19 protein-coding genes are annotated in these 26,243 nt (G+C 39.8%); 17 read left to right on the top strand and 2 right to left on the bottom strand.

The window, feature by feature from the left end; all coding sequences use genetic code 11:
- Positions 1-16 precede the first annotated feature (16 nt).
- Together B3E00_RS12455 and B3E00_RS12450 are read left to right on the top strand one after the other, a co-directional pair.
- Positions 17-2,425, top strand: a complete 2,409-nt coding sequence (locus tag B3E00_RS12455; protein ID WP_293879728.1) for an aminotransferase class V-fold PLP-dependent enzyme — start codon at positions 17-19, stop codon at positions 2,423-2,425.
- An 80-nt stretch (positions 2,426-2,505) separates the two neighbouring features.
- Positions 2,506-4,704, top strand: a complete 2,199-nt coding sequence (locus B3E00_RS12450) for a DUF4838 domain-containing protein (protein WP_293938625.1) — start codon at positions 2,506-2,508, stop codon at positions 4,702-4,704.
- Between the two features lie 398 nt (positions 4,705-5,102).
- On the opposite strand, the gene B3E00_RS12445 is transcribed toward B3E00_RS12450, so the two are convergent.
- The gene (locus tag B3E00_RS12445) at positions 5,103-7,055 is read right to left on the bottom strand and encodes a fimbrillin family protein (protein ID WP_209579386.1); all 1,953 of its coding nucleotides are present in this window, start codon (positions 7,053-7,055) and stop codon (positions 5,103-5,105) included.
- Positions 7,056-7,098: 43 nt separating this feature from the next.
- Entirely contained in the window at positions 7,099-7,266 is a 168-nt protein-coding gene (locus B3E00_RS12440; RefSeq protein ID WP_209579387.1) for a hypothetical protein, read from the bottom strand.
- 1,300 nt (positions 7,267-8,566) lie between these two features.
- On the opposite strand from B3E00_RS12440, the gene B3E00_RS12435 reads away from it, so the two are divergent.
- The 15 genes from B3E00_RS12435 to B3E00_RS12365 all read left to right on the top strand — a co-directional run bounded on the left by B3E00_RS12435 (position 8,567) and on the right by B3E00_RS12365 (position 26,225).
- Complete coding sequence (locus tag B3E00_RS12435) at positions 8,567-9,397, top strand: helix-turn-helix domain-containing protein (RefSeq protein WP_209579388.1); 831 nt, start codon at positions 8,567-8,569, stop codon at positions 9,395-9,397.
- A gap of 250 nt (positions 9,398-9,647) precedes the next feature.
- Positions 9,648-11,891, top strand: a complete 2,244-nt coding sequence (locus tag B3E00_RS12430; protein ID WP_293938623.1) for an LruC domain-containing protein — start codon at positions 9,648-9,650, stop codon at positions 11,889-11,891.
- Between the two features lie 118 nt (positions 11,892-12,009).
- Complete coding sequence (locus B3E00_RS12425; protein ID WP_293938621.1) at positions 12,010-12,375, top strand: response regulator; 366 nt, start codon at positions 12,010-12,012, stop codon at positions 12,373-12,375.
- Positions 12,375-13,571 (top strand): sugar transferase, encoded by a 1,197-nt coding sequence (locus B3E00_RS12420; RefSeq protein ID WP_293938619.1) that lies wholly within the window; start codon positions 12,375-12,377, stop codon positions 13,569-13,571. Before B3E00_RS12425 ends, B3E00_RS12420 begins: the two co-directional genes overlap by 1 nt.
- 20 nt (positions 13,572-13,591) lie before the next feature.
- Positions 13,592-14,332, top strand: a complete 741-nt coding sequence (locus B3E00_RS12415; protein WP_293879714.1) for a TolC family protein — start codon at positions 13,592-13,594, stop codon at positions 14,330-14,332.
- 4 nt (positions 14,333-14,336) lie between these two features.
- Entirely contained in the window at positions 14,337-16,493 is a 2,157-nt protein-coding gene (locus B3E00_RS12410; protein WP_293938617.1) for a hypothetical protein, read from the top strand.
- Between the two features lie 6 nt (positions 16,494-16,499).
- Positions 16,500-17,945 carry an O-antigen ligase family protein gene (locus B3E00_RS12405; RefSeq protein WP_293938616.1) on the top strand — a complete coding sequence of 482 codons (1,446 nt, stop codon included), beginning with the start codon at positions 16,500-16,502 and terminating at the stop codon, positions 17,943-17,945.
- Positions 17,926-18,840 (top strand): glycosyltransferase family 2 protein, encoded by a 915-nt coding sequence (locus B3E00_RS12400; protein ID WP_293938614.1) that lies wholly within the window; start codon positions 17,926-17,928, stop codon positions 18,838-18,840. The genes B3E00_RS12405 and B3E00_RS12400 overlap by 20 nt, the downstream gene beginning before the upstream one ends.
- Complete coding sequence (locus tag B3E00_RS12395; protein ID WP_293938612.1) at positions 18,840-20,021, top strand: glycosyltransferase; 1,182 nt, start codon at positions 18,840-18,842, stop codon at positions 20,019-20,021. Before B3E00_RS12400 ends, B3E00_RS12395 begins: the two co-directional genes overlap by 1 nt.
- On the top strand, positions 19,990-21,123 hold the full coding sequence (locus B3E00_RS12390) for a glycosyltransferase family 4 protein (RefSeq protein WP_293938610.1): 1,134 nt from the start codon (positions 19,990-19,992) through the stop codon (positions 21,121-21,123). Before B3E00_RS12395 ends, B3E00_RS12390 begins: the two co-directional genes overlap by 32 nt.
- Positions 21,104-21,709: an acyltransferase gene (locus B3E00_RS12385; RefSeq protein WP_293938608.1), complete on the top strand. Its 606-nt coding sequence runs from the start codon at positions 21,104-21,106 to the stop codon at positions 21,707-21,709. Before B3E00_RS12390 ends, B3E00_RS12385 begins: the two co-directional genes overlap by 20 nt.
- Entirely contained in the window at positions 21,706-22,647 is a 942-nt protein-coding gene (locus tag B3E00_RS12380) for a glycosyltransferase (protein WP_293938606.1), read from the top strand. The genes B3E00_RS12385 and B3E00_RS12380 overlap by 4 nt, the downstream gene beginning before the upstream one ends.
- Positions 22,640-24,088, top strand: coding sequence for a lipopolysaccharide biosynthesis protein (locus B3E00_RS12375; protein WP_293938605.1), 1,449 nt, complete (start codon positions 22,640-22,642; stop codon positions 24,086-24,088). The genes B3E00_RS12380 and B3E00_RS12375 overlap by 8 nt, the downstream gene beginning before the upstream one ends.
- Before the next feature lie 115 nt (positions 24,089-24,203).
- Positions 24,204-25,346, top strand: coding sequence for a hypothetical protein (locus B3E00_RS12370; RefSeq protein ID WP_293938603.1), 1,143 nt, complete (start codon positions 24,204-24,206; stop codon positions 25,344-25,346).
- A gap of 27 nt (positions 25,347-25,373) precedes the next feature.
- The gene (locus B3E00_RS12365; protein WP_209579400.1) at positions 25,374-26,225 is read left to right on the top strand and encodes a glycosyltransferase family 2 protein; all 852 of its coding nucleotides are present in this window, start codon (positions 25,374-25,376) and stop codon (positions 26,223-26,225) included.
- Positions 26,226-26,243: the final 18 nt, after the last annotated feature.

The raw sequence follows: 26,243 nt of genomic DNA, 5'->3' as shown, positions 1-26,243 counted from the left end.
AGCCGATAATTGAACAATGAATGGTACAATTTTAATTTTAGGTGCCGAAGGGTACTTGGGTTGGCCGTTGGCCATGAAAGTTGCCCTGCATCATCCTGACCAAAAAATTATATTGCTAGATAATGGCTGGCGCAAAAGCACGGTTGCCCATCTGGGATTTGGTCCTTGGCTGCAGATTGGAGACCTTTCCAGTCGTATTGAAGCATTTGGCCGAAAGTACGGTTTAGGGAACATGTGCGGTGTGCATATTGATGTTTGTACGGATGAATTGACGGATCTGATTCGTCGCGAAAGACCGCATACGATCTATCACTTGGCTCAACAGTGTTCGGCCAGTTACTCGATGTTGGGGTTACAACAAGCGCTTTACACGATACGAAACAATGAAGAAGGTAATATGCGTCTGCTTTGGGCAGTACGTGAATATGTTCCGGAAGCGCATATCATTAAGCTTGGGTCTTTTGGCGAATATGCTAAGGGTGGGTTACCAATAGCTGAGGGGTACTTTAAGCCGGGTTATAAAGGACAGCTTGCTTCCACGCCATTGCCTTACCCCAGAGCGGCCAATGATATTTATCATGTTTCGAAAATCAATGATTCAAATTATGTGGCAATGGCTGCACGTACCTGGGGGCTTCGTATCACCGAGGTAATGCAAGCAACAGTTTTTGGTCTGTTAACGGCAGAAATGGATGCTTCGCCAGATCTATTTACTCGTTTTGATTATGATCCGATATTTGGGACTGTAGCCAACCGTTTTATCGCGCAGGCAGCTTCTGGGGCTCCGATGACAGTATACGGAAGTGGAAAGCAACGTACAGGGCTGATGGCTCTGACCGATGCGGTTAACTCGCTGGCCCGATTTGTGAAAGATATTCCATCGCTGGGCGAGCACCGTGTGGTGAATCATGTTACAGAAACGCACTATTCCATTCTTGAACTTGCCCAGGATATTGGTGACATCGCTGGGGCTATGGGTTTGGATCCTGCGATTTCTTTTGTAGCTGATCTTCGGGGAGAAAGTGCTGTTAAAAAGGCTGTATATACGATTGAAACAAGCTTGCAGGGAAGTAGTTTATATCATAGCAATTTTCCTACGGTAATTGAACAATCCATCTGTCTTTTGCAACAGTATAATAATAGGCTTCAATCGCATCATTTTACACCGCATAGATCCTGGAACGAACATGTTTATGGGCGAAATTGTTGTTCCGAAACGCAAGGTCTGGCAAAAAAAATAGCGGATGAAGCGTATTGGGATCAGATCAGAGTGAATATATTTCCTTCGACCAAGGTAAATCTGAATCCGGGCTGCCTGGCTACCTTGCCTCAGGATCAGCTCGAAACGATTAGTTATCAGGTCAATGGTAGTCCACTCGCTTTATATGCTTTGGGAAGGGAAGCTTTTGATTCCATACAAGATGAATGTGCGCAATTGTTTCCATCTGATGGATATCGCTGTAATGTGACTTCTAGCACATCTCAGATGATGAATTTATTGGCATTGGCGCTTTTACGAAGACTTCGAGTGGATGGGAAGGGAAGTTTTCAGGTACTGACGAGTGAGCATGAACATCCGGGGGGGATTGGCCCCTTTGAACAATTGCCAGAATATCAGCTCACTTATGTATCTGATGTTATCCTTAATGATGCTGCGGAATTTGAGCGATTTTTGCACGAGATGAAACCAGATGTCGTTTTCTTGTCGCATGTCTATTATCCTACAGGACAACTGATGCAGGATAAGCAGCGTCTGAGCAGTATAAAAAGGGTTGTCCCGAATGCAATTCTAATTCTTGATATTGCTCAGTCATTGGGTATTCAGCAACTTCCTTTTGGGGATGCTGATGTGTTGATCGGAAGTACACATAAATGGCTACACGGTCCTTTGGGAGGAGGCTTAGCTTGGTTCAAAGAGGAATTTGCACGTTGGCTGGGCGCTTTATACTGGAATAAGCAGCATCTTTTTGAACATCCGCAAACACATGGCTTCAGTATTCCAGGGGGGCAGGATTTCTTATTGTATGAAAGGTTGAGGAAAAGTCTAAAGCGTTATGGGGAAATTGGACCAAAAGCTATTTTCGATCGTAGTACCTATCTGGCGACTTATTTTAAAAGTGAGCTTGACAGTATTCTGAACGATGCAGACATTACGCATTGTTTTAAGGGTGATGATGTATCTCCGGTCGTATGTCTGTTTTTGTCCGCTTATGATCCTTATCCGCTATACGAATTTTTGAGAAAGAAAGAAATCCATATAAAATGCATTAAGCATTGTATTATAGAGGGGCAATCTGGGCATTTGCTCCGGTTTGGAATACCTTATTATGAAAACTTGCGCCGGCTGCGCATGGTGCTTGATACGATAGCTTCTTTTGTGCACTGTGTTGTTATGGACAAGCGGGCGGAAGATTTTGTTGTTTAGTTTAATGACAAATGATGAAAGATACGAATTATAGACTGAGCTTGTTCATTGTTGTTGCTGTGTTTTTAATCAGCAGCTGTATGGCACAGCAACTGGACATTGTACGGGATAGGAAAGCTGAAACTGAAATTGTTATTTCTGAGCATCCCTCAGTTTTGGAGCGTAAAGCTGCGCAGGTACTACAGGATTATGTCAAACGAATTACTGGCGCAGAGTTAGCGATATTGTCGAGCCCTTCTGGGACGAAAAAACACGTAGTATATATAGGGAATACTTTTTATCAGGAGGCGATGGGAAAGAAGGTTGTGCTTGGTCGGGAAGGTTTTGAAATTATTGTTCGGGAAGGTCAGATTTACCTAACAGGAGGTTCAGGGAAAGGTTTACTTTATGGTGTATATGAGCTTATTGAAAAACAGTTTGGTGCACGGAAATATGATCAAGGGCCAGCTTGGGTTCCTAAGCGGTCGAACCTGTCGCTTCCTCTGAATTTCCATTTTTGCTATGAGCCGCCACTACGTTATCGGGAATCCTATTATCCGGCTTCCGCCGACAGTGAATATCTAGATTGGCATCATTTGCATCGATTTGAAGATTTGTGGGGCCTTTGGGGGCATTCTTTTTTTAAAATTATACCACCAGAGAAGTATTTTCGTCAACACCCTGAATTTTTCGCTTTCACAAATGGAAAGCGTAGCGCAACGCAACTCTGCCTGACAAATCAAGGAGTGCAGAAAATTGCACTAGACTATTTTCGGCGTGCAATTGCTGATCATCCTGATGCGGTCTATTGGTCTATTGCACCAATGGATGGTAGGGGAGGCTGTACCTGTGATCGCTGTAGGAAAGTCGATCAGGAAGAGGGAGGCCCCCAAGGCACGCTGATCCGATTTGTGAATGGCGTGGCAGCCCAATTTCCGGACAAATATTTTACAACGTTAGCCTATGGCTATACTGCGGAAGCTCCCAAAATCACAAGGCCATCTTCCAATGTTTATGTGATGTTGAGTACGATAGACGCAACTCGGGAGCGGGGGTTGGGGGATAATCCAACAGCTGCATCTTTTCGGAGGCAGCTCAACGACTGGTCAAAAATTTCTTCCAATATTTTTGTGTGGGATTATACTACACAATTTACAGCATATTTAAGTCCTTTTCCGATGTACGATCATTATCAGGGCAATATTGCCTTTATGCATCAGCATGGGGTGAAAGGTGTTTTTGAGCACGGATCAGGACATACGCTGGGTGATATGTCTGCATATGCGAGTTATGTGCAGGCTAAGAGTCTGTGGAATCCTGAGGTGGATCCGATTGAGGTTGAAAATGATTTTCTGGAGGGGTATTATGGTCTAGCTGCAAAAAGTATTAAAAAGTATCTCAATCAGCTATTGAATGCACGAAATACGAGTCGCTCCACTCTCGATATATACGGTAACCCGATTCTTTCTCGCCGTGGATATCTAGGGCCGGAAAAGATGACAATGTATAAAGATCTTGTGGATGACGGGCGGAAAGCGGTAACTGGAGATCCGAAATTGTTAAGCCGTGTCAATTTGATTGCCTTAGGTCTGGAGTATGCATCGTTGGAGCAGGCAAAGGCGTATGGAGAGCATCCACTCGGCTTTTTAAGCAAGAAAGATGCTAATCAGTGGATGGTTAATCCCAATTGGATGAAACGGATTGATCTGTTTTTGGACAGTGCACTTCGCGGTGGAGCTATCGAGTTGGCTGAAGTTAACGGCAGCCTCGAGCAATATCGGAAGCAATGGTTAACACTATTAAATAAACCCTATCTGCCTTCCTTGCTGCAGGGTGTACATCCCTTTTTCAAACCGCTATTTTTGCAGGATTTCCCCGCTAACGGAAAAACAACATTGAATGATGGACTATCTGGTACGATCGATTACAGTTACAATTGGCTCTTGTTTGATGGCAAGGAGGTGGAGATTACTTTTCCCTTCTCGCGGGAAACACAGCCCGCGCAAGTTCATCTTAATTTTCTGTTGGATCCAGCACATTATCTTTTTCTGCCGGATGAAGTAAAGGTGGAGAGTTCAAACGATAATGTATCTTATGGGCGCATCGGAACGCATAAGATCGATTCCAGTTTAATCCGGGAAGGTCCAAAGTGTTACCCCGTTTCATTTGGATTGAAAACGCAACCTGCACGTTTTTTAAAGGTAAAACTTTCTTTTTCACAAGAATTTCCAGCTTGGTTTGAAGGTTCTCGGCATCGTAAGCCGCTTTTTGCTATAGATGAAATTCGTGCGAGCGATTAGATGTAGCTGGGCTAAAAATTTATTTAACCACTAAGCTAACCTAAGAAAAGCTATGATGTCATTAGGGAAAAGTTTTCTGCCGGGGTATTTTGTGTTTAGAATTTGATCAGTCGGATGTATGTAAAGGCAGGTGCTGTACAGGCGGGTGAAAAATAAATGGGGCGAACGCCTTCGCCCCATTCTATCCATTAATATTATCAAGTCGAACGCAAAAAAAATGACTTGATGGTGTAAATTTAAAAAAATATTGCGGAATTGCTCCTGTTAAAAAATGCTAAAATCATGTAATAATTTTCCGGGTAGTCTAAAGACTACATTTTCAAAAAAAAAGACGGCTAGAATTTCTAGCCGTCTACATTTGGTCGCCGAAGCTCCAAAAATTATCCTGTGCTTATTTTTTAGTTTACACGTACGCAGCGAACATTCTTAAATGATGTACTCAATACATTTGCTCCTAATGCACTCACACCATTGAGAAGTTGTCCTGTATTGTTTGCCATATGGAACCGAGTACCTAATGAAAGAGGAACTAGGCTTAATCCCCGGCCGGCATTACCATAATATCCCCAGGTACCCGCGCCTACTAAGCCGACGATATTTGTACCTTGTTCATTTGTCCAAAGTGTAGTCGCTCTGCCGTAACTACTGAGTAAGGGGAGATTTAAGTTTGCCACTTGGAAGTTTGCAATGTCAACACTAAGATCATTCAAACCAACATTTGCTAGCCCTCCGTTTCCAAGTAGGGGCAAGATATTGACATTTGAAATCTCACCATTGTAGTAGAAGCGCAATCTATTAGAAGCGCTATTTACGTCGCCAAAGGCATTAGATCCTGAAGTAGGAGCTCCATTTGCACCAGATGCTAATGTGTATTGACCGTAATTGTATGGACTAGATGGTGTTAAAGATGAATTCGGCGCTGCAGTATTTACCAGCAAAGATGTTGTATTCGTCAATAAATTTGTAATGATGTTTAAAAGTCCAGTTGTTCCTGTTGCATCAACCACCTGGCCCAGGCCTCCTAATGCACCCGTGAGTTGATTTACTTCAATATCCCCGCGAACCATATTGGTAAAGTCTGCTTTAGCCGGTTGTTTCCATAGACCTGCGGGATATACCAAGGCGCAAGGATCACCATTATTGGTGGTGGTCGTCGCAAATTGTCCGGGAACAATACTTCCAAAAGCGAAATATCCATTAGCCCTAGCCGTCAATTGATTATTTGCATAGAATGCGTAGTTGCGACCATTGCCATTGTTGCCTCTGTAAAACAGGTTAGACCGAGCCCATTTTACAGTGCGGCCCCCGTAATTTGTGACTAATGGAGATTCCACCACGTTCAACAACAAGCGATGACTGTTTCCTAGTTGCGGTGTTACCGAAAAGGGGAAGTTAGAAGCGGTAGCAAAATAGGTGCGAGCTAGGCTTCCGTCGACATGGCTAATATTTAAATTTTGGACTTGTACATTAATTGCATTTTGAGCAGCAGTAGATACTGTATACACGTAAGCAATTTTTGCATCATTAAATGCCGGATCGATGTTTGTAAAGTTGGCGTAAGTTAACGTTGGGGTGAAGCTCGCGCCTGCTGTGATAGTTCCATCAAGCAATGCAATGCTACCTGTGGCTAAGTTTAATCCGGTAACATTAACTGTAGGATTACCTGTGATATTACCAAAAACCCCTTTGGTGTTCAATTCAATTCCAATGCGTGAAAACTTATGGCTGAATTGGATATTGATGTTTGAATTTGTCGCCAGATTTACTGTTCCGGAAGCATAAAGCACATCTTTATTTTGTGCAAGGGCAATCGATCCATTTGTTGGTGTAAGTGCAGGTTGATCGTTATCTGAAGTGTTGTAAGAAAGGGCTATCCATGTGTAAGATGTGGCGGGATTAAGCCCTTCGATAGTACCTGCTGTACCTGCTACCAGCTGTTTGGCGGTAACCAGTGTTGTTCCCGAATAGATATAGACAACATATTTTGTACCTGATACCATATTTTCAGTAACGCCAGGGGCGACATCCGCGGCTAATCCGCCAGATCGCTTTACCGCTATCGCATCGTTGGTAATGGTTGGTAAATTGTTGTCAGTGGAAACAACCATGTCTACATCGGAAAATGAATGGATTTTGCTCGTCGTTGTGCTCGGTTTCGCCGAGCCAACTTTCACTGTGCCATCATTTCCGCTGGTTTTGATGCCTCCCACCGCGACAGTGAGGACATTTGTTTTGTTGTCGACATTTTCAGTCTTGTTGTCCTTGGAGCAACTCGTGATTAATGTACCGGGGATTGCTAGCATTGCCATCGCAACAACCCAGTGAGCTCTTTTAGTCAGATGAAATCTCATTTTAGTGCTTTTTCGTGTTGTTAAGTAATGTGATGATCATACGTTAAGCACCCTCTCCGGTAGTAGTACCGTCTGGACCTGCTCCCCAACCGTCGGTTTGTGGTGTTGAACCTGGTTGTGCCTGAGAACCTGCAGCAATGCCTTGCTCAAGTTCAACTACGTGCTCTTTAATGGACGGAGCTACGTACATTTTTTTTGCGTTCTTATTCATGATGATATTATTTGGATATTCCGCACTATTACTAGTGCGGGTTTAAATTTAATGGACAATTTAACCCTGATATCTTCAGAAATGCCTAGGATCTAACGGCTTGCCTTTGCGTATAGGCAATTATATTGCTATTGTAGCCTGGGTATTTCTAGTTATTTTTCTGTTTTTTTGGTTTCTAATTTAATTGTTAATACTTTAATTGCTTATATGTTAGTTGTACTTTTTTGAATCGAATTGTAATATTACGACTTAATATCAACTTGTGCAAAAAAAAATTGTAAACTTTTTATAAATCTCTGTTGATTGTACAATAAAACAACTTTCTTCATCGTTATGTATGTATCTGTTATTTATGATAAATTATTATTTTAAGGCAATATGTCTTCATTTTTAAACAGATATGGCCAGCTTTCTTTATGCTAACTTTCCATTGAACAACTTGTTTTATATTTTGTTTGGTGCTTTATTGATTTATTTTCACCTATTTTTTTTCTGTAATTAATTTGTTTTAACATTAATGCTGTTTTAAATGCTTTGAGTCTTTTTTTTCTGTAATTGTAGGCATATATTTCTCGTGTTGATATTTTTAGTGTGTTTTTTATTTTTTCTTGACAAGTATAAATACGCGTTTTCAGCACTTAACTTAACTGGGTGGGTTTTTTATTATGTAATAATTGTTATTTAGTTGTTCTTTTATAAAATAATATAATTTTTGATTTAAATTTGAATAGTCTATATTCTCTTCTGTGCTGTTTCATTTTAGGAAAAATTGTATTGACAACCAATCTGTTTTTCTTTTTTGCTTATTATTATGCGTGTTAGAACAATAGTCGTTCTGTGCCATTATACTTTTTGAAATTCACCTTAGATTCGCTGATTTTTGGAGGTTTCGTTACTTTTTTGTTCATTTTACAAGTGTTTATCTTTTAAATTATCATGCATATAGGTCTCTATATCCTGGCTAATACAAGTCGTGCAAAATAAGGATGGGGGCGGTGATAGGTTTGCTTGATAGATTAGTTGGTTAGGAAACAATTTGCGGATATATCTGCATGTCAAAACCAATTTTAACCATTACTTGTTTCTTGCTGTAGCTACACCTTTTGTAGTTTTCTAAATGTAGTTAGTGATTGCCTGCTTAGGAAGATGTTTCAGGGGGATGTTATATAGCAAATGTACTTGAAATGCGTTTCATGATTTGAAAATGCATTTTTTTGTGTTCGGGATTTATTTGCTAAATTGCTCCCTATTTCAGCATTACGAAATGGTTGTCAGGCCTTATATGCAGTAAATAATAATTATGGAATTTGGAGTTCAGCGGGTCATTGGTGTAGCGCAGGAGCCTTCGGAGGTAACGGATGCAACAGCAAAAGAAAATTATGTGGTTCTTTTTGTATCAAAGGGCGGTTGTAGTATGCGGATTAATAAACAGATTACGGAAATTGAAGAATACTGTTTGGTTTTGATTCCGAGGGGAATAAAAATTGAAGCTAACCCAGATGAGTCGCGACCTTTTCTAATTATTTATTTTTCGGAAAGCTTTTTTGCCCGTACAGCGGTTGATACTGCGTTTCTGCGGAACTTCAAATCGTTTAATACAAACGAATATAACTACCATGTGCTGCGTGTGCCTATGGAATATGCGACCTACTATGAATTTGTGGGTATGCAACTTAAGCTATCCAAGCAGAATTATAATCAGGTGATATATCGCGATTTGGCTCACAATATTGTTAAGCAAATTGTACTCTTGGCGGCAATATATGCTGAAGACAGACAGTCGGATGAACTGGTGGGACAGAGTGAAGATATTAAGCTCGTAAGGCGTTTTCAGGAGTTGGTGGAGCAGTATGTAAAAAAAGAAAAACGTGTAGCTTTCTATGCTGAAGAGCTAAATATCGCAACTAAAAAATTAACTAACTTAACGAAAGAGTTGCTGGGGGCTACGCCAAAAGAACTGATTACCGAAGAGTTGCTTCGAGTGAGTAAAAAGCTGATTACCGAATCATCACTCAGTATTAAGCAGATTGCTTGGGAACTCGGTTATGCAGACGTTAATAACTTTAGTACATTCTTTTTGAAAGAAACGGCCTTGACGCCAACTGAGTACCGTAAACGTTGGCATGGATAATATTCCTAACTTATTATCTTTCTGTTGCTATAACCTAATTTTGTAGTTTGTTATGCGACAGTGTAGTTGAACCGCTACAAGATTTGCAATTTATACTGGAGTTGCGCATTTTGTCATCTACTCACTAAAATTAGTTATATCTTTGCTTCAAGCAGTTCGGCATTAATAGTATTGTATATAAGCCAAATATTAAAGTCCTGTTTCGGTCAACCGATAGAGCTGTTTGATATTGATCTATTATTATTTAATTATGTATAACATAAAAAGCTTTAATCTCTTCTTGGTGGGTCTTGCAGGGATTACGCTCTTCGGGGCAAGTTGTTCAAAAGTGAAAGATTTGTACAACGACACTGCTGCGGCCTCCGATTCTTCATCCTTATTTCCTGGTGGCGTTAAGGTGCCAACTGATTTTATGTGGAATTCGACACGTGCTGTGGATGTGCGCGTTGCTGTTGACGATAAATTCAGCGGTAAATACTTTTATCGGGTGGAATTTTTTGATAATGATCCGACGTTGGGTAGTGGGGCGAATCTGCTGGCTGCGGGTCAGGCGAAATTAGGGCAGGATTTTGTTGGTAAGCTCATGATTCCGACGATTGCGAAATATATCTATTTGAGAGAGACATCTCCATTAGGTATTGCTGCGATCAGTATGATTGAGGTTGGACAGCAAAATGCGATCAATGTGGGTGGAGTCAGCGCGGGTTCGTCTAGTAAAGCGAGTGTTTTGCGTGGTGCTACGACAAATACTACATTGGTAAGTGGCGGATTAAGAGCGGCAGCGGTGGAAGCTACACCGGTTGTAGTTCCTTCGGATGCAATCGCGCTATCGGGTAATTCGACAATTTCTGTCGAGTCCAATAAATCGTATGTTGTTAAATCTGGTGTGACTTTTACAGGTAGAATCGATGCGAACAATGGTACGAGCAATGTGAAAATTTACGTGCAGGGATCATGGAAAAATACAAGCTTTGAGTTGAACCTTGGAGGTAATAATGGGCTCTACATTACGCAGGCGGGTTCCATTGACCTAGTTAACGTAACGCAGAATACGGTGGGAGGCTTTGTCAATTATGGCTCGGCTTCACTTTCCAAAATGGAGACAAAGAATAATACGCTGTATGTCAATTATGGTACGCTTACTGCGGATAAAGCAGATATCACCAATGGTAATTTCACAAACTATGGGGTGGCTACAATCCAAAATCTGAGCAGTACCACAAACGGTACAGTGGTGCGTAATGAGGGAACACTTACTGTACAGAACGCTACCTTGACAAATGCAACTCTGGAGGCTGTTTGTCATACAGTAATCAATTCATTGACGACTAATGGTGCGACAATTTCGGTGGCTCAAGGCGCTTTATTAAGTTTAGACAAATTAGATGCCGGTGGTACAAAAATCAATTTGGCTGCAGCTTCTATTTTGGATGTGAAAACTTTGGCTAAATTTAACAGCCAGGCGAGCACCATGACTGGGCCAACTTCGGGTCAGGCATTGGCCCGTCTTAAAAAGGTTGATGTAAGCAACCAGTGGATGGCCATTACGTATGGTGGTAACCTAGAGGTAGCTTGCTCAGATCATACAGCGAATGCACAATGGAGCACATATTATGTGATCAATAGTCCAGCTAAATTAGTTCCTTACGATAAGTCTACCGTAGTAATTGCAGGGACTTCTTGTAACGCAGGTGGTAATAATTCAACTGGCGGCAATCCGACAGACCAAACAGTTACTGAGGTTAATTTGGGTACTTATTCTTATGTGTTCGAAGATAAATGGCCCGCTAAAGGCGATTATGATATGAATGATTGCGTATTGGATATGAATATCACCAAATTTCAAAATACGGCAAATAAGGTGACAAAAGTGGCCTTAAAAGCGAAATTACGTTCGATAGGTGCGTCAATCCGTTTTTCCACTGCTGTGCAGTTGGATGGTATCGCAACAGGAAATGTAAAAAAGGTTACGTATTCCCGTACAGATTTGGTAGGGAATGCCTTACCTCTTGGAGCAAACGGAACGGAATCCGGCCAAACGTATGCTGTCCTTCCATTATGGGATGATGCGCATAAGGCTTTTGGAGTGTCAGATACACGCTTTATATCGACTCAATCGGGTCAATATGCGCCGGTGGAGGTCATCGTAACGGTTGAGTTCAATACGCCGATAGATAACTTTACTTATGGGACATTAAATACCTTCATTGTAAACTTCAATCAAAACCTTGCTGGCCGAAATGAGGTGCACTTGGTTGGTTATAAAGCAACAGACAAAATCAATAAAAGTTTGGTCTTGAAGGAGACAGGTAGCCTGTTGTCCGCTACAGATCCATTTAAAACCAAATCGAATGAACCATTTGGTTTGTTGGTGCCAGTCTCTTTTGTATACCCATCCGAAGGACAAGCGATTACCGTTGCTTATCCGCTCTTTGAGTCTTGGGCAACAAGTAGTGGTATTCAAAATACAGATTGGTATCTACATAAAAAATAATAAAAACACTAACTTCTGCATGTACCAGAGCATCCTTTTAAAAAGGTAAATGCTTTGGTATTTGTAGTATGTTTATGGTATGCAGTTCCAAAGCAAAGCTATTAAATCATAAAGATTGATGAAAAAGAAGATTCTAATAATTGATGACAAACCAGCAATTGGTCAATTGATTACACTTTACTTAAATGCAGATTATGAATTTCGTTTCTTTAGCAATGCGATGGATGCCTACAATTGGCTTAAGGAAGGGAATGTCGTTGACTTAATTTTATCAGATTATACCATGCCAGAAATGAATGGATATGATTTGCTACTTATGATCAAGCAAAATGAATTTCTGAAGACTATTCCGGTGATCTTTTTGTCAGGCGAGGATAATTCCAATACCCGTATCAGTTTGCTTGAAGCTGGGGCTGATGACTTTATCTTAAAACCGTTCAATCCGCTTGAATTAAAGCTTCGGATTAAAAAAGCATTAAAATAATGCCTCAATATAGCGATTATATATACTTTGGTGATAATCTCGAAACTTTTGATTATTTTCATCAACAAGTCCAAGAAATATTGGGCGTTGACTTGAAGTTTTTTGATTCATTCGAAGCCATGGATATGTATTTTCAAGAACATGAAGGGCAGTTTTTTTCAGTGGTCTTCTATGAAAAAAGCAAAAGCTTAAATAAAGATCTATCGAGGTTGACAAAGCTTGTTGAGCATGGAAAAGATACATTACTGATCTTGATTGGAAATGATCTTTCCCGTTTTGAGAAACAATCTTATTTTGATGCTGGTATCACAAATACCATTAGTCCACGTGCACATGCGGATGTTTTTGAATCGGTTAGAAAATATATTAAACTTTATTTCGAAGCGACAGCACAGACTGAAAAATTTGAACCCACTCATACATCTTTTCCTCAATTAGGAATTCCTTTAGGAAAAAGATTATTTGATATAGCAGTTTCTTCACTTTTAATCCTACTACTTTCACCGATATTGGTAATTGTTTATCTAGCTGTTAAGATGGAAAGTAAAGGTTCGGCAGTCTATAAGTCGAAACGCATAGGATCCGGTTATTACATGTTTGATTTTTATAAATTCAGATCCATGTACCCCGATGCTGACAAACGTTTAAAAGAGTATATGGCCCTTAATCAATATTCGGATGTATCATTAAGTATTAATCATAGCCCTTCGGCCACTATGATAAGCGATGGTGATGCACAGCTTTTTACAGCAGATGAGTTAAGAGATGTTTTGATTGATGATGAAACTGTCGTAAAAGGCTCAGATGGCACAGGAAGGCAAAAAAAAGCAGCTTTCTTTAAGCTTGAAAAAGATCCACGTGTGACTAGGGTAGGGCGCATTATCCGTAAATATAGCATTGATGAACTGCCCCAGTTGTTTAATGTACTTAAAGGAGATATGTCTATTGTAGGAAATAGGCCTTTGCCACTCTATGAAGCAGAGATGCTGACGACAGACGATAGTGTGGAGCGATTTATGGCACCAGCCGGAATAACTGGTTTATGGCAGGTGGAGAAGCGTGGCGATAATGGAAGTATGTCTGATCAGGAAAGAATAAAACTGGATATTGACTATGCGCAGCAATATTCAGTGTGGATGGATTTGAAGATATTATATAAAACGTTTTCCGCATTTATTCAAAAGGCGGATGTTTAATAACATAAATATTTATTTTGATGAACTTATTGCTTAAAAAGGCTTTCTTACTGTTAAATTTGCTAACAGTATGCCTATTGCTAAAAGCACAATCTGTAATGGATCCAACAGACATGGTCGATTTTACAAAGCTGAAATTGCCGCCATTGGAAACACTCTATCAAAATGCCAAACAAAGTCCCGGGGTGGAGATGTATGAGGCGAAAATGGAGGCCCAGGCGAATCAGTTAATAACCGAAAAGAGAAGTTGGTTAAAATATTTCAGGGTTGGTGGATCTTGGCAGTATGGTAATATCGCAATTAATTCTGCATTCACAAATGAGTATACCCCATTGTTCTATCAGTCCTCCGGTGTAACACAAAGTTCATATTATGGAACTGCAGGGGTCAATATTCCTTTGGATGACCTGTTCGATCGAGGTAATAAAATCAAACGGCAGAAGATGGAACAGCGATTTACACAGTTGGAATTGGATAAATGGCTCGATGAGCAAAGAATTCGCATCGTCAATTCTTATACTAAAGTAAAAACAGCTCTATCTACTCTCAAGAAAAAAATAGAAGATTACAATATTGCTCTAGCGAATTATAAGATGACTGAAAATGAATTCAAATCGGGCAATGCAAATATTAGCGATCTGAATACGGCTAAGAAGCTGGAGACAGAAGCGTACGAAATCCTAAAAACCAACGAATCTATTATTACGAATGAAATTCTTACTTTAGAAATCCTGAGTAAGACAAAAATTATAAGCCAATAGCATCATGAATATTTTTCATTATATTTTTCGGGCCATTTTCAGAATTAAGTGGTGGCTATTGATTTTGCCGCTGGGTTTTTCCTTATTAGCGATTTATCTGACCCGTCAAATGGACAGGCAATATAAAACCGACATTACGATCTATACAGGTGTTATTTCGAGTTACGGAAGTGATCCTGGTGAATCTAATGCATCACAAGACTGGAATGTCTTAAACAATTCGATTCAGAATATTATCAATACCATCAACTCGAAAGAAACGATCAAAAGGCTTTCCATGCAGCTATATGCTCGCCTAATGATTCATGGCGATCCCACTAAAGATAATGTATATATTACCGCAAAACATTACAAAGAACTTGTTGCAATTACGCCGAAAGATGTACAAAAGCTGATTGATAAGCGTTCAGAAGAGAATACGGTAAAAAATCTGGAAAAATATGAGAAAGCAGACCGCAACAATTTTGTCTATGGTCTTTTCAACTGGAATCATCCTTATTTTAGCTATAACGCTCTTCGCGAAAATATTAAAATCAATAGGGTCGACAATAGCGATATTTTACAGATAAACTATCAGGCAAATGATCCGGGGGTTGCTTTTCAGACACTGGAGATTTTGAGTAAAGTTTTTGCGGTAGAATATACCAACTTGCAATTTGGTAGCACCAATAATGTCATCCGGTATTTTGAAGCGGAGCTTGAACGTATAGGCCGCGAACTCCGTGGACAGGAAGACTCGCTTACCATGTATAACGTTGAAAACCGCGTGATCAATTATGACAAACAAACGGAAGCAATTGCTTTGTTGGATAAAGAGTATGAACTACGACATCAGGATGTACTGTTTGTTTATAACAGTTCACAGGCGGCGATAAAACAACTTGAATCAGGGATGGATGCTAATATGCGTGCGATCAAAAATAATACAGAGTTTTTGGCGCGTATGAACCAGATTGCAGATATCAACTATAATATTTCAAAGATACGGACGTTAAGTGTAGATTCGCTTAAGCAAAAACAGGGTGGAGCTGATTTAGATGTACTGTCCAACGAATTGGATCAAAAGGAAAAGGGCTTCCGTTCGTTTATGGATCAATACACCTCGGAAAAATATACTAAAAATGGCTATCCGAATTCAAATTATGTGAAGCAATGGGTAGAAGAACTTTTACGTTTTAAACGCTCGGAGGCGGAACTCAATGTCGCACGTGATTTTAAACAAGAGCTAGATCACAAGTACACGCAATATTCGCCGATTGGCTCTGTCTTAAAGCGTAAGGAAAGAGGTATATCTTTTACAGAACAATCTTATCTGTCGATCTTATCCAGTTTGAATGCGGCTCGTCTAAGATTAAAGAGTCTCGAGATGAATTCGGCTACGCTTAAAGTAATCAATCCAGCGAGCTTTCCGTTAAATGCTCTCCCTCATAGCAGAAAACTTATTGTTTTTGCTGTCTTTTTTGGAACCGTAGCATTTATACTCGGGATATTGCTTATTATCGAATTATTTGACCGCACTTTAAGGGATAAAACGCGAACTGAACGGATTACGAAAGGAAAAGTTATAGCAGCACTGCCTAAGCTTGGAAAAGACGGTAGTAAACAAAATAAAATTGAAGAAAGAGCAGTCCATGTTTTGGCTAATAGATTATATGGTTTTTACAACAATTCGAATCCTATAAACTTTATCAATATCGTCAAGTTCTCTTCTACACTAGATTTGGGCACACTGACAGATATTTTAAAAACCTACTGGCAGGGATTGGGTATTAATGTTCTAGCATATAAAGAAGGAACTGATTTTAGTGCCGAATCGAGGGAATATTTAGTGGATGATGCATGGGAGGAAAAATTGGGCAATTATGATATTTCATTAGTCAAGCACGGCTCTATGGCATTACGTCCTATTCCTTCTATCTTTTTAGAACGGGGCATGGCGACATTATTGGTATTGCGAGCTGACTCGGTATGGAAAACTGAAGATGAGTTGATGTTTGCAGATCTATTGCAACGTTCGTCCGGTAAACCAATTGTTATCTGTTTAATGAATGCTGAAAAATATGTTGTAGAAGAATTTACAGGCATGTTGCCTCCGTTTACCTTTTTGAGACGCCTGGAATATCAATTGGGTAATTTTGGTCTGACATCGCTGGGAAAGTAGTGGGATATGATGCAGTATGATCATACAAAATCGATGATAACCAGTCGGCATTTGCTCCTGCCGTTCCTCATACTCGGGGGATTGGCAGGAACTTGCATTTTTATTTTTGCCGGTGTGTCATTGGCTATGGTGTTTTATATGTTGCCTATATTTCTATTGGGCATTATGGTGTTGCTGTCTTCGCCAATAAGTTGTTTCTTTCTATTGTATATTGCATCCTACCTGGTGATGGGTTTTGGACGCTATATCACATTTCCACTTCCGGTAGGTGTCATACTTGATCTTTTGATCTTATTTAATTTTCTCTCACTAGCTTTGCATTTTATTAGGGGAAATTCCTTAGGCAAGGTTTACTTTAATTCTTTTCTCCTGATCTCGATCTTTTGGATGCTTTATTGCATGTTGGAGATTATAAATCCAATGTCCACTTTTGCGAACTGGATTACGACAGTCCGTAGCATTGGGATGCATATTGTCTTATTTCAATTATTGGTCTTTATTAGTTTGGATAACATTTCCAAATTGCGTTTATTTTTTAGAGTTTGGGGCATACTTGTTCTTTTGGGAGCTTTAAAGGCGATAGGCCAAAAGTATATCGGTTTAGACCGATTCGAGTCTGCTTGGCTATATACATTCGGCGCTCATACGCATGTTATTTATAGTGGGATCCGTTATTTTTCATTCTTCAGTGATGCAGCAAACTTTGGCTGTCATATGGGCTTGGCTGTGGTTGTTTTTACGATCTTAGCTATTTATGAAAGGCAGGCAAAAAGACGTTTTCTTTATATTGTTGTTGCCGCTTTTGCGACTTACGGCATGATGATATCGGGGACAAGGGCCGCTATTGCCGTGCCTTTTGTTGGCTTCGCTTTCTTCATTGTCCTTGTAAAGGAGTGGAAGTGGATAATCTTTGGTCTTTCTTTATTAATAATGGCTTTTGCTTTCTTTAATTTAACGACCATTGGCAATAGCAGTTCCGATATCCGTCGTATGCGGACGGCTTTCTCTTTTTCAAAGGATGCTTCTTTTAATGTTCGCTTGGAGAACCAGAAAAAAATGCGAACTTTTATGGGAGACCATCCTTTTGGTATAGGATTGGGCGGGTCTAAACATGCGAACGAAGGAGATGCAATACATGGTATCGCAACAGATTCTTCCTTCGTTTTTATATGGGTAGAAACGGGGATCTTCGGTCTTATTTGCTATATTATTTTATGTCTCACGATATTGGGATATGGCACATATTACGTGCTATTTCGACTGAAAGATAGGCGGATCAAGTCTATTGCAATGGCTTCTACAGCCGGACTTGCAGGAATTATGGTCGCGGGGTATGCGAATGAAGTGCTCCATCAAATGCCTACTGGGCAGACCGTATACATTCTAATGGGGGTTATTATGCTTTCGCCTTATTTGGACAAAAAACTGAGCGATGACATTAGAACCGTATAAAATATCTTTCATAACGGTCAATTATAATGGATTGGCTGATACGATTTCTCTGCTGGAAAGTATTGTGAATGCGAGATTATCTTTTGCATATGAGGTTATTGTCATTGATAATGGTTCGTTAAAAGACGAATATTGCCTGCTAAAAAATCAATTTCCTTTTATAAAGGGCTATTATACTAGCATGAACCTGGGATTTGCAGGAGGAAATAACTTGGGGCTGGAAATAGCTACTGGCGAATTTATTTATTTCTTAAATAATGATACACTGCTTCCAGAAAACGCCGATAGCGAAATTTTGGGCATGTTAGAAGTATTTGCGCTAGATTCACAAGTAGGTGGAATTTCACCTAAGATAATGTATTATCAACCCAAGGGAATGATCCAATTTGCCGGGTGTTCACCGCTGACATCAATTACCCTACGTAATAAACAGATCGGTTATCGGGAAATAGATAGAGGCCAACATGATACAAGCATTGAGATCCCCTATTTACATGGTGCAGCTATGTTGGTACCCAATAGGATTATCAAGGAAATTGGTGTGATGTCGGAGCTTTTCTTTCTTTACTATGAAGAGTTGGACTGGAGCTGTCGGATCAATAAGAAGTATAAAATAGTGTATTTTGCAGCTGCCCATATTTATCATAAAGAAAGCGCCTCCACGGGCCAGGACTCCCCATTAAAAACATTTTATCTGACACGTAACCGCTTGTTATTTGCCTATCGAAATAGGTCGGGGATAAACCGGATTTTGGCTATTTTTTATCTTATTGGGATAGCGAACAGTACAAGATTGATTAGATTTGTTTTTTCGGGTATGTGGAGGCATGTTGGTGCAGTATGTTCAGGGACATGGTCTGGGATTAAATTATTTTCTAAAGGGAGTCTATGCTGATGGGAACGGTTTTGTTTATTATTGAAACATTGATTTTTATTCCTTTCCTGGTATGGATCATGTATTTCTTTGTTTTTTCAGTCGGTTATCGCATTCCTAAGAAATTATTCTTTGAACGATCGAATATTCAACATCGATTTCTTGTCATATTTCCTGCATATAAAGAGGATGCAGTAATCGTTGATAGCATACGCTCGTTTTTAAAACAAGACTATCCAAAAGAGCTTTTCGAAATTATCGTTGTTTCTGATAGTATGAAGAGAGAAACCAATCAAGAGCTTGAAGATTTGGGCGTTCGAATACTAATTCCTACGTATGAAAAGAGATCTAAAGCCGCTGCTCTAAATCTGACAATGAACGTTATCAAAGAAGAAGATTTTGATGGCGTGGTTATATTGGATGCTGATAATTTAGTTTCTCCAAATTATCTAGCACTTGTCAACGACTGCTTTGCATCTGGCGCGGTTGCCATCCAAACACATCGCATAGCAAAAAATAGCAATACCGATACCGCATATCTCGATGGGATCAGTGAGGAAATAAATAATTCAATTTTTAGGCAGGGGCATGTGAACCTGGGGTTACCCGCCGCATTGACGGGCTCGGGCATGTTGTTTGAAATTAAGTGGTTTAAAAATACGATGGTTAAAATAAGCTCAATGGGTGAGGATAAAGAGCTGGAGTATTATTTGCTTTTAGATAAGATATTTACGGTTTATCTGGAGGATGTGTATGTACTAGACGAGAAAGTACAGAACCGTCGCGATCTATCCAATCAGCGAAAAAGATGGATTGCTGCTCAAATTGACACTTTTTTGATTACTTTGAAGCGATTTCGTACAATAATTATTACCCGTAACTGGCCTATGCTCGACAAATTGATACAATGGTCGATTCCACCCCGAATTATTTTGCTCGGAATGGTTCCTATTTTGGGCTGTATCGTCTATTTGGTAGCTCCAGCATTGGCCTATAAATGGCTTATACTCTATGGCTTGTTTATCGTGTCACTTGGTCTGGCTATACCAAATAAATTTTATACGCGGAGGACTTTGCTCTGCTTTTTAAAATTACCATTTATTTTTATGGCAATCTTACGTAGCTTTATGGGAATCAAATCGGCACGTAATACTTTTGTGCATACACCGCATGGCGAAAAAAAAGAAGACTATAATCATTGAGGCGCAGCGAATCTTCCGCCTCAATAAACACGGAATGGATTTTGTTGCTTTGGAAGTAATCCGTGCTCTTCAAAAACTGGATACCTTTAATCATTATATTATCGCCGTCGGACCAGGTGAAGATCACTGTTTGGAGGGGTCGGCAAATTTTGAGATTAGAGTTTTAGAGAGCTCCAATTATTTTATTTGGGAGCAAATCCTTTTACCTAAGCTTATTAAAAATAGCGATGCTGATCTCTTGCACTGTACCTCAAATACTGCGCCTATAGGGCTATCTATTCCACTGGTGCTTACTTTGCATGATATCATCTTTATGGAGAAAAAGATTGGCAGCAATTCGTCCATGTACCAAAATTTGGGACGTATCTATAGACGTTGGGTGGTGCCGCGTGTATTGAAAAGTGTGCATACGGTCATTACTGTCTCTAACTTTGAAAAAAGAAATATCGAAGCGGCCTTTCCGTATCTACAGAAAAATATCATCACAGTCTATAATGGTGTAAGTTCAAGATTTAAACCGATGGATATACCTTCGGAAAGCACATTTTTAAAGCTTGAGAAGGGGGCGTTTTGGCTTCTTTTAGGCAATACCGATCCCAAAAAAAATCTGAGGAATACCTTGATGGCTTATGCTTTTTATTTGGAGAGAAGCAATTACAAGAAAAGGTTGCTCCTGGCCGATTTAGATCATATATATTTGGAAAAATTATTGAAAGAACTTGATCTGTTGATAATAAAAGATTTTATTGTGGTCGAAGAATATATTGCGCATGATCAATTGGTCGAAGTTTACAATAGTGCTTTTGCTTTTTTGTATCCTTCTATTCGGGAAAGTTTTGGGCTTCCCTTGCTTGAAGCTATGGCCTGTGGTACGCCTGTGGTTACTTCCAATACCTCCGCTATTCCTGAGGTTGCCGACGACAATGTCGTATATATCGATCCGACTGATATTAAATCTATTTCTGAAGGTATGTTAAAATTGGAGAATGATCCGCATTTATATTACGAGATTTCCATAAAGGGGCTTGCACGAAGCAAAGCTTTCAATTGGGAACATACAGGAAAACAGACATTAGCTATTTATGAAAGCGTATATTTATAATCATAGCGCACTTAAGCGTTTATTGCACTGGCTTATTATGAGTCCTGTGCGTACACGTCCGCGATGGTATATCCGTCTGCTGCAATGTTTTTATGTAAAGCGTGGTCGGGGTTCTGTGATTTATGGAAGTGTTCGTCGGGATTTGGTTCCCTTTCGTAAGTGTACGATAGGATCCCGATCCGTGATCGAGTCATTCGCTGTGCTCAATAATGCTGTCGGCGACTTGTTTATCGGCAACAATAGCCGAATAGGAATTTCGAATACGATCATTGGGCCAGTGACGATTGGTAATAAAGTGAATATCGGTCAAAATGTACTTATTTCAGGATTAAACCACAGGTATGAAGATGTAACCAAAGCTATTGCAGATCAAGGAGTCAGTACCGCTCCAGTGACGATTGCTGACGACGTCTGGATCGGTGGAAATGTGGTTATTCTAGCAGGTATTAGCATAGGTGAACATGCTGTAATAGGTGCGGGCTCCGTGGTTACAAAAGATGTTCCGCCATATAGTGTTGTCGTTGGAAACCCGGCAAAAAATGTTAAAAATTACGATTTTAATCTTAATGTCTGGATCAAACCATGAATGAAAGACCGTTGATTAGCATTATAATGCCTGTTTATAATACAGCTATGTATGTTGATCAGGCTATACAGAGTATTATTCATCAGGAATATGCTGATGTTGAACTTATACTAATCAACGATGGTTCGACCGATCAAAGTCTCTCCATACTGGAAAAATGGAGTTCATGTGATAACCGTGTCAAATTATTTTCCCAGGAAAATCAAGGTCTATCTGCAGCCAGAAATAGAGGCCATTCTCTTGCGAACGGCCAGTATATTTATTTTATGGATAGCGATGACCTGCTGCGTGCAGATACACTATCCATGTGTTTGGATTATTGTGAAAAGAAAGACCTCGATTTTGTTTATTTCGATGCTTCGGTTTTTGCGGATAATTCGGATAGCTCAATACTAAAGGATTTTAATTATTCCCGACAAAAAATGCCGGCTTATACTGTTTTTAGTGGGCCGGACGCATTGCAACAGCAACTGAACTCAGACGACTTCTTCTCTTCAGCTTGTATGTATTTAATTCGTAAAGACATACTTGATCGTAACGGATTTGGATTTGAACCCGGCATTGTGCATGAGGATGAGTTATTTACAGTCTTATTGTATCTAGCGGCAGCTCGAGTTGCTTATATCCCAGAGCAATTTTTTCAGAGGCGTGTCAGGCCGGATTCCATTATGACAAGCCGATTAAAACTTTTTAATATAACATGTTACTTCACAGTTGCCCTGCGTTTGAGGGAGTATGGACGAAAGCATTCGGATAGCAGACAAATTATTGAGTTGTATCTGCATCGTATGTTGGACGCAGCGGTATGGAAAGCACATGTGCTGTCGATCGCTGACCGCTGGAAAGTATTTCTCTCGGTTTTAACGCATTGGCGAAGATATGTTTCATTTAAAACTATGGGAGTTCTACTGTTTAAGAAAGGCTTTTTGCATGGATAACATAAAAAAGGAAATCGTTTCTGGGGTATTTTTCACGGCATTGGCCAAGTACTCGAATTTGGTGATTTCGCTGGTCGTCACGGCGGTTTTAGCACGATTGCTCGCACCAGATCAGTTTGGCGTAGTGGCCATAGCCACGGTGGCCATTGCTTTCCTAAATTTAATAGCTGATTTCGGACTGTCTCCTGCAGTTATACAGCACAAAGAACTGGATCGAAAGGCATTAGGCTATTTATTTTCCCTTTCTGTATATATTGCTATCACTTTGTCAGTACTATTCTTTTTGTGTGCTGAAATTATCGAAAAATGGTATGCACAGCCTCAATTGAAACCAATATGCCAATTACTGGCGTTAAGTCTATTTTTTTCGGGAATTACCGTAGTTCCAAATGCCTTATTTTTTCGCGATAGGTTATTTAAATCGATCGCTTTACGAAGTTTGATTGTACAAATTATCGGCGGAGGATTATCTATAATTGCTGCCTTAAAAGGAATGGGGGTGTACGCGCTTATTTTAAACCCGATATTTTCATCACTATTGATTTTTATTATTTCATACCTGAAGTATCCATTAAAATTTAGCTCACGTTTTTCATTTCAACCTCTTCGGCCTTTATTTTCTTATTCTATTTTTCAGTTTTTATTTAATATTATCAACTATTTCAGCCGAAATTCGGATACCCTATTAATTGGTAAGTATCTGGGCATGGTACCGCTGGGGTTTTATGACAAATCTTATCGACTAATGTCATTGCCACTCCAAAACATTACGCAGGTGATTACACCAGTGATCCATCCGATATTAAGTCAGAAAGGAAAGGATATTGGATATCTTTATGAAGCAAATCTAAAATTAACCAGCCTATTGTCGCTTATCGGATTTCCATTATCAGTTTTCTTGTTTTATTCAGCTGAAGAACTCATTTTATTATTTTTTGGACCGCAGTGGGGATTAGCAGTTCCTTCCTTTAAAATATTGAGTCTAACAGTAGGTGTCCAATTGATCCTCTCGTCATCGGGGTCCATTTTCCAAACGGCAGGAGATACTAAAAGTCTATTTATATGCGGTTTGTTTTCGGCCGTATTAAATGTTGCTGGAATACTATTTGGTGTATTTTACGCGAAAAATATTGACACAGTGGCCTTGTGCTTATTGGTTACATTTAGTGTCAATTTTGTGCAGGCCTACTGGTTAATGTATCGCGTGATATTCAGACGGAGTATGGTTGGCTTTTTCAATAGCCTTTGGCGACCCATCTTTTTTGCACTCGTACTTGGGCTCATTTTTCATTTTGTTGTAGGTTACCATTTGCCCGATAATTTGGTTTTTCGATTAGTGTTCAAAACTGCTATCTATCTTTTTTCTATGATCTTAATCATTTGGTTAGGAGGGTATCGCAATCTGCTGTTGGCATTTTTACGTAAGTCATCAATTCAGTAAGATTAAATTATCTTATCAAACTTTTTCATTAAAGCATTTTGATCATTTTTTCTTGTATTCATAATCTTTTTGTATTTTCCAGTCTAGCAGCAAAAGTATTTAACAACAATCTAACGTGAAGGTCCCAGTGAAAGATAAATCGTATAAGGTACTTTTTTTAGTATTCCATGGTTTTAGTGAACATAATGGTATTAGTAAAAAAATATGGGGTCAAATTAATGGCTTGAAATCTGCTGATGTGGATGTTCAGCTGTGTTATTACAGCGTAGAAAGGGATGGTTCACGTGTATGGAAGATTGAAGATGATATTCTTGTGGATTTTGGTAAAGGTCCAATAGCAAAAATACGTAAACGTATAGATTATCGGGCAATTTCTGAATATGTACAGCAAAATAAGTTCGCGTTGATTTATATCCGATCCGACCATAATGCAAATCCTTTCACATTAAGCATGGTGAAGATGATGCGGCTGTCGGGCGCAAAAGTGTTAATGGAGATTCCGACTTATCCTTATGACCAGGAATATGTAACCTTGCGCATGCGCCTCGAATTGGCAATCGATCGTCTTTATCGTAAAAAGCTTGCAAAGCAATTGGACGCTTTGGTGACTTTTTCTGATGCCCGAACAATTTTTGGGCAGCGAGCGATACGTATCTCCAATGGGATAGACTTCAGTGCCATTCCAGTTCGTAAACCACAGGAAGGAGTAGAAAAACGAATTATCCATTTGCTTGGTGTTGCGGAAATACATTATTGGCACGGATTTGATCGACTGGTTCGCGGACTTGGTATTTATAAACAAAGTCACCCTGATTGCCAAGTCATTTTTCACTTGGTTGGCCGATTCAGCGGCGAACGTGAACGTTCATCTATTTTGGAGCCGATAACGCAATTCAATCTTCAGCAAGAGGTAGTCTTACATGGCCCGCTTTGGGGTGACGAATTGGATGCCATGTTTAATCTGGCAGACTTTGCAATCGGTAGTTTAGGCCGTCATCGCAGTGGTATACAGGTCATAAAAACCTTAAAAAATAGAGAATATGCAGCGCGTGGAATTCCCTTTATCTATTCGGAAACTGATGCTGATTTTGACGGCCGACCGTATGTGATTAAAGCGGGTCCTGATGAGTCCGCTATTAATATCACTAAAATACTGGAATTTTTAAAAAAGGAAAAATTTGACCCAGCCTGTATTCGCAATAGTATTTTGGACTTATCATGGGCCGAACAGATGAATAAAGTGCTGCAAGCAATTTAATGTTTTAACAAAATAATTGACGCTAGGATGGCTAAATGGTATACACAATATGCGAAGGTCTATGACCAAGAAGTGGGGTCTGTAGATAATGATGTTATCGAGAAAGTTCGGGCACAGATCGAACTTTCTTCAAGTTTTGACCCGATTATAAGTATTGTGGTCATCGCCTATAATGAAGAAAAGAAGCTTTTGGCATGTCTCTGGTCTTTAGCAGAACAGCATTGTTATTTGCCCATGGAATTAATTGTCGTTAACAATAATTCGACGGATCAAACAGAATCAATTTTGAAACGACTTGGTGTGACTTATCACAATGAACTAAAGCAGGGTCCGGGCTTTGCTAGACAGTGTGGTCTTGATCAAGCACGGGGCAGATTTATACTTTGCGTAGATGGAGACACCATGTATCCCCCAAGTTATGCTGAAACGCATATGAAAGTATTAGATAGGCCAGGGATATCCGCCACATGTAGTTTGTGGAGTTTCTTGCCCCGAGCTGGGCAGTCGAGGACTTTGCTTTGGTTTTATGAAGCACTTCGGGATATTTACCTGAACCTGCAATTTATAAAAAGGCCTGAATTGTGCGTGCGGGGGATGGTCTTTTCCTTTAAGACCGAGCTGGGGCGAAAGGTTAATTTTAGGACAGATATAAAACGTGGCGAAGACGGGTCAATGGCTTTGGGACTTAAGGCCTATGGAAAGATTCATTTTATTCGAAGTCCAAAAGCGCGGGCGATGACGGGACAGAATACAATCGCTGCCGACGGATCTCTTGCAAATAGCTTTTTTGTCAGGTTGCGTAAAGCAATAACATCCATGGGTGGGCTATTTTCAGGGAAAAAGCATTACCAGGATGAAGATTCCAACAAGATTCAGTAAAAATAATTGTCTATTTTT

Source organism: Sphingobacterium sp. UBA5996 (genome assembly GCF_002429765.1).
Lineage (GTDB): Bacteria > Bacteroidota > Bacteroidia > Sphingobacteriales > Sphingobacteriaceae > Sphingobacterium.
This window is presented reverse-complemented; position numbering and strand designations above follow the sequence as displayed.

What these genes read in the sequence shown, in the direction of transcription:
- B3E00_RS12405 (WP_293938616.1), top strand. Translation starts at nt 16,500, where the DNA reads ATGATGCAGTATGATCATACAAAATCGATGATAACCAGTCGGCATTTG.
- B3E00_RS12380 (WP_293938606.1), top strand. Translation starts at nt 21,706, where the DNA reads ATGAATGAAAGACCGTTGATTAGCATTATAATGCCTGTTTATAATACA.
- B3E00_RS12415 (WP_293879714.1), top strand. Translation starts at nt 13,592, where the DNA reads ATGAACTTATTGCTTAAAAAGGCTTTCTTACTGTTAAATTTGCTAACA.
- B3E00_RS12400 (WP_293938614.1), top strand. Translation starts at nt 17,926, where the DNA reads ATGACATTAGAACCGTATAAAATATCTTTCATAACGGTCAATTATAAT.
- B3E00_RS12450 (WP_293938625.1), top strand. Translation starts at nt 2,506, where the DNA reads ATGGCACAGCAACTGGACATTGTACGGGATAGGAAAGCTGAAACTGAA.
- B3E00_RS12430 (WP_293938623.1), top strand. Translation starts at nt 9,648, where the DNA reads ATGTATAACATAAAAAGCTTTAATCTCTTCTTGGTGGGTCTTGCAGGG.
- B3E00_RS12390 (WP_293938610.1), top strand. Translation starts at nt 19,990, where the DNA reads ATGGCGAAAAAAAAGAAGACTATAATCATTGAGGCGCAGCGAATCTTC.
- B3E00_RS12445 (WP_209579386.1), bottom strand. Translation starts at nt 7,055, where the DNA reads ATGAGATTTCATCTGACTAAAAGAGCTCACTGGGTTGTTGCGATGGCA.
- B3E00_RS12425 (WP_293938621.1), top strand. Translation starts at nt 12,010, where the DNA reads ATGAAAAAGAAGATTCTAATAATTGATGACAAACCAGCAATTGGTCAA.
- B3E00_RS12375 (WP_293938605.1), top strand. Translation starts at nt 22,640, where the DNA reads ATGGATAACATAAAAAAGGAAATCGTTTCTGGGGTATTTTTCACGGCA.
- B3E00_RS12440 (WP_209579387.1), bottom strand. Translation starts at nt 7,266, where the DNA reads ATGAATAAGAACGCAAAAAAAATGTACGTAGCTCCGTCCATTAAAGAG.
- B3E00_RS12395 (WP_293938612.1), top strand. Translation starts at nt 18,840, where the DNA reads ATGGGAACGGTTTTGTTTATTATTGAAACATTGATTTTTATTCCTTTC.
- B3E00_RS12420 (WP_293938619.1), top strand. Translation starts at nt 12,375, where the DNA reads ATGCCTCAATATAGCGATTATATATACTTTGGTGATAATCTCGAAACT.
- B3E00_RS12385 (WP_293938608.1), top strand. Translation starts at nt 21,104, where the DNA reads ATGAAAGCGTATATTTATAATCATAGCGCACTTAAGCGTTTATTGCAC.
- B3E00_RS12410 (WP_293938617.1), top strand. Translation starts at nt 14,337, where the DNA reads ATGAATATTTTTCATTATATTTTTCGGGCCATTTTCAGAATTAAGTGG.
- B3E00_RS12455 (WP_293879728.1), top strand. Translation starts at nt 17, where the DNA reads ATGAATGGTACAATTTTAATTTTAGGTGCCGAAGGGTACTTGGGTTGG.
- B3E00_RS12365 (WP_209579400.1), top strand. Translation starts at nt 25,374, where the DNA reads ATGGCTAAATGGTATACACAATATGCGAAGGTCTATGACCAAGAAGTG.
- B3E00_RS12435 (WP_209579388.1), top strand. Translation starts at nt 8,567, where the DNA reads ATGGAATTTGGAGTTCAGCGGGTCATTGGTGTAGCGCAGGAGCCTTCG.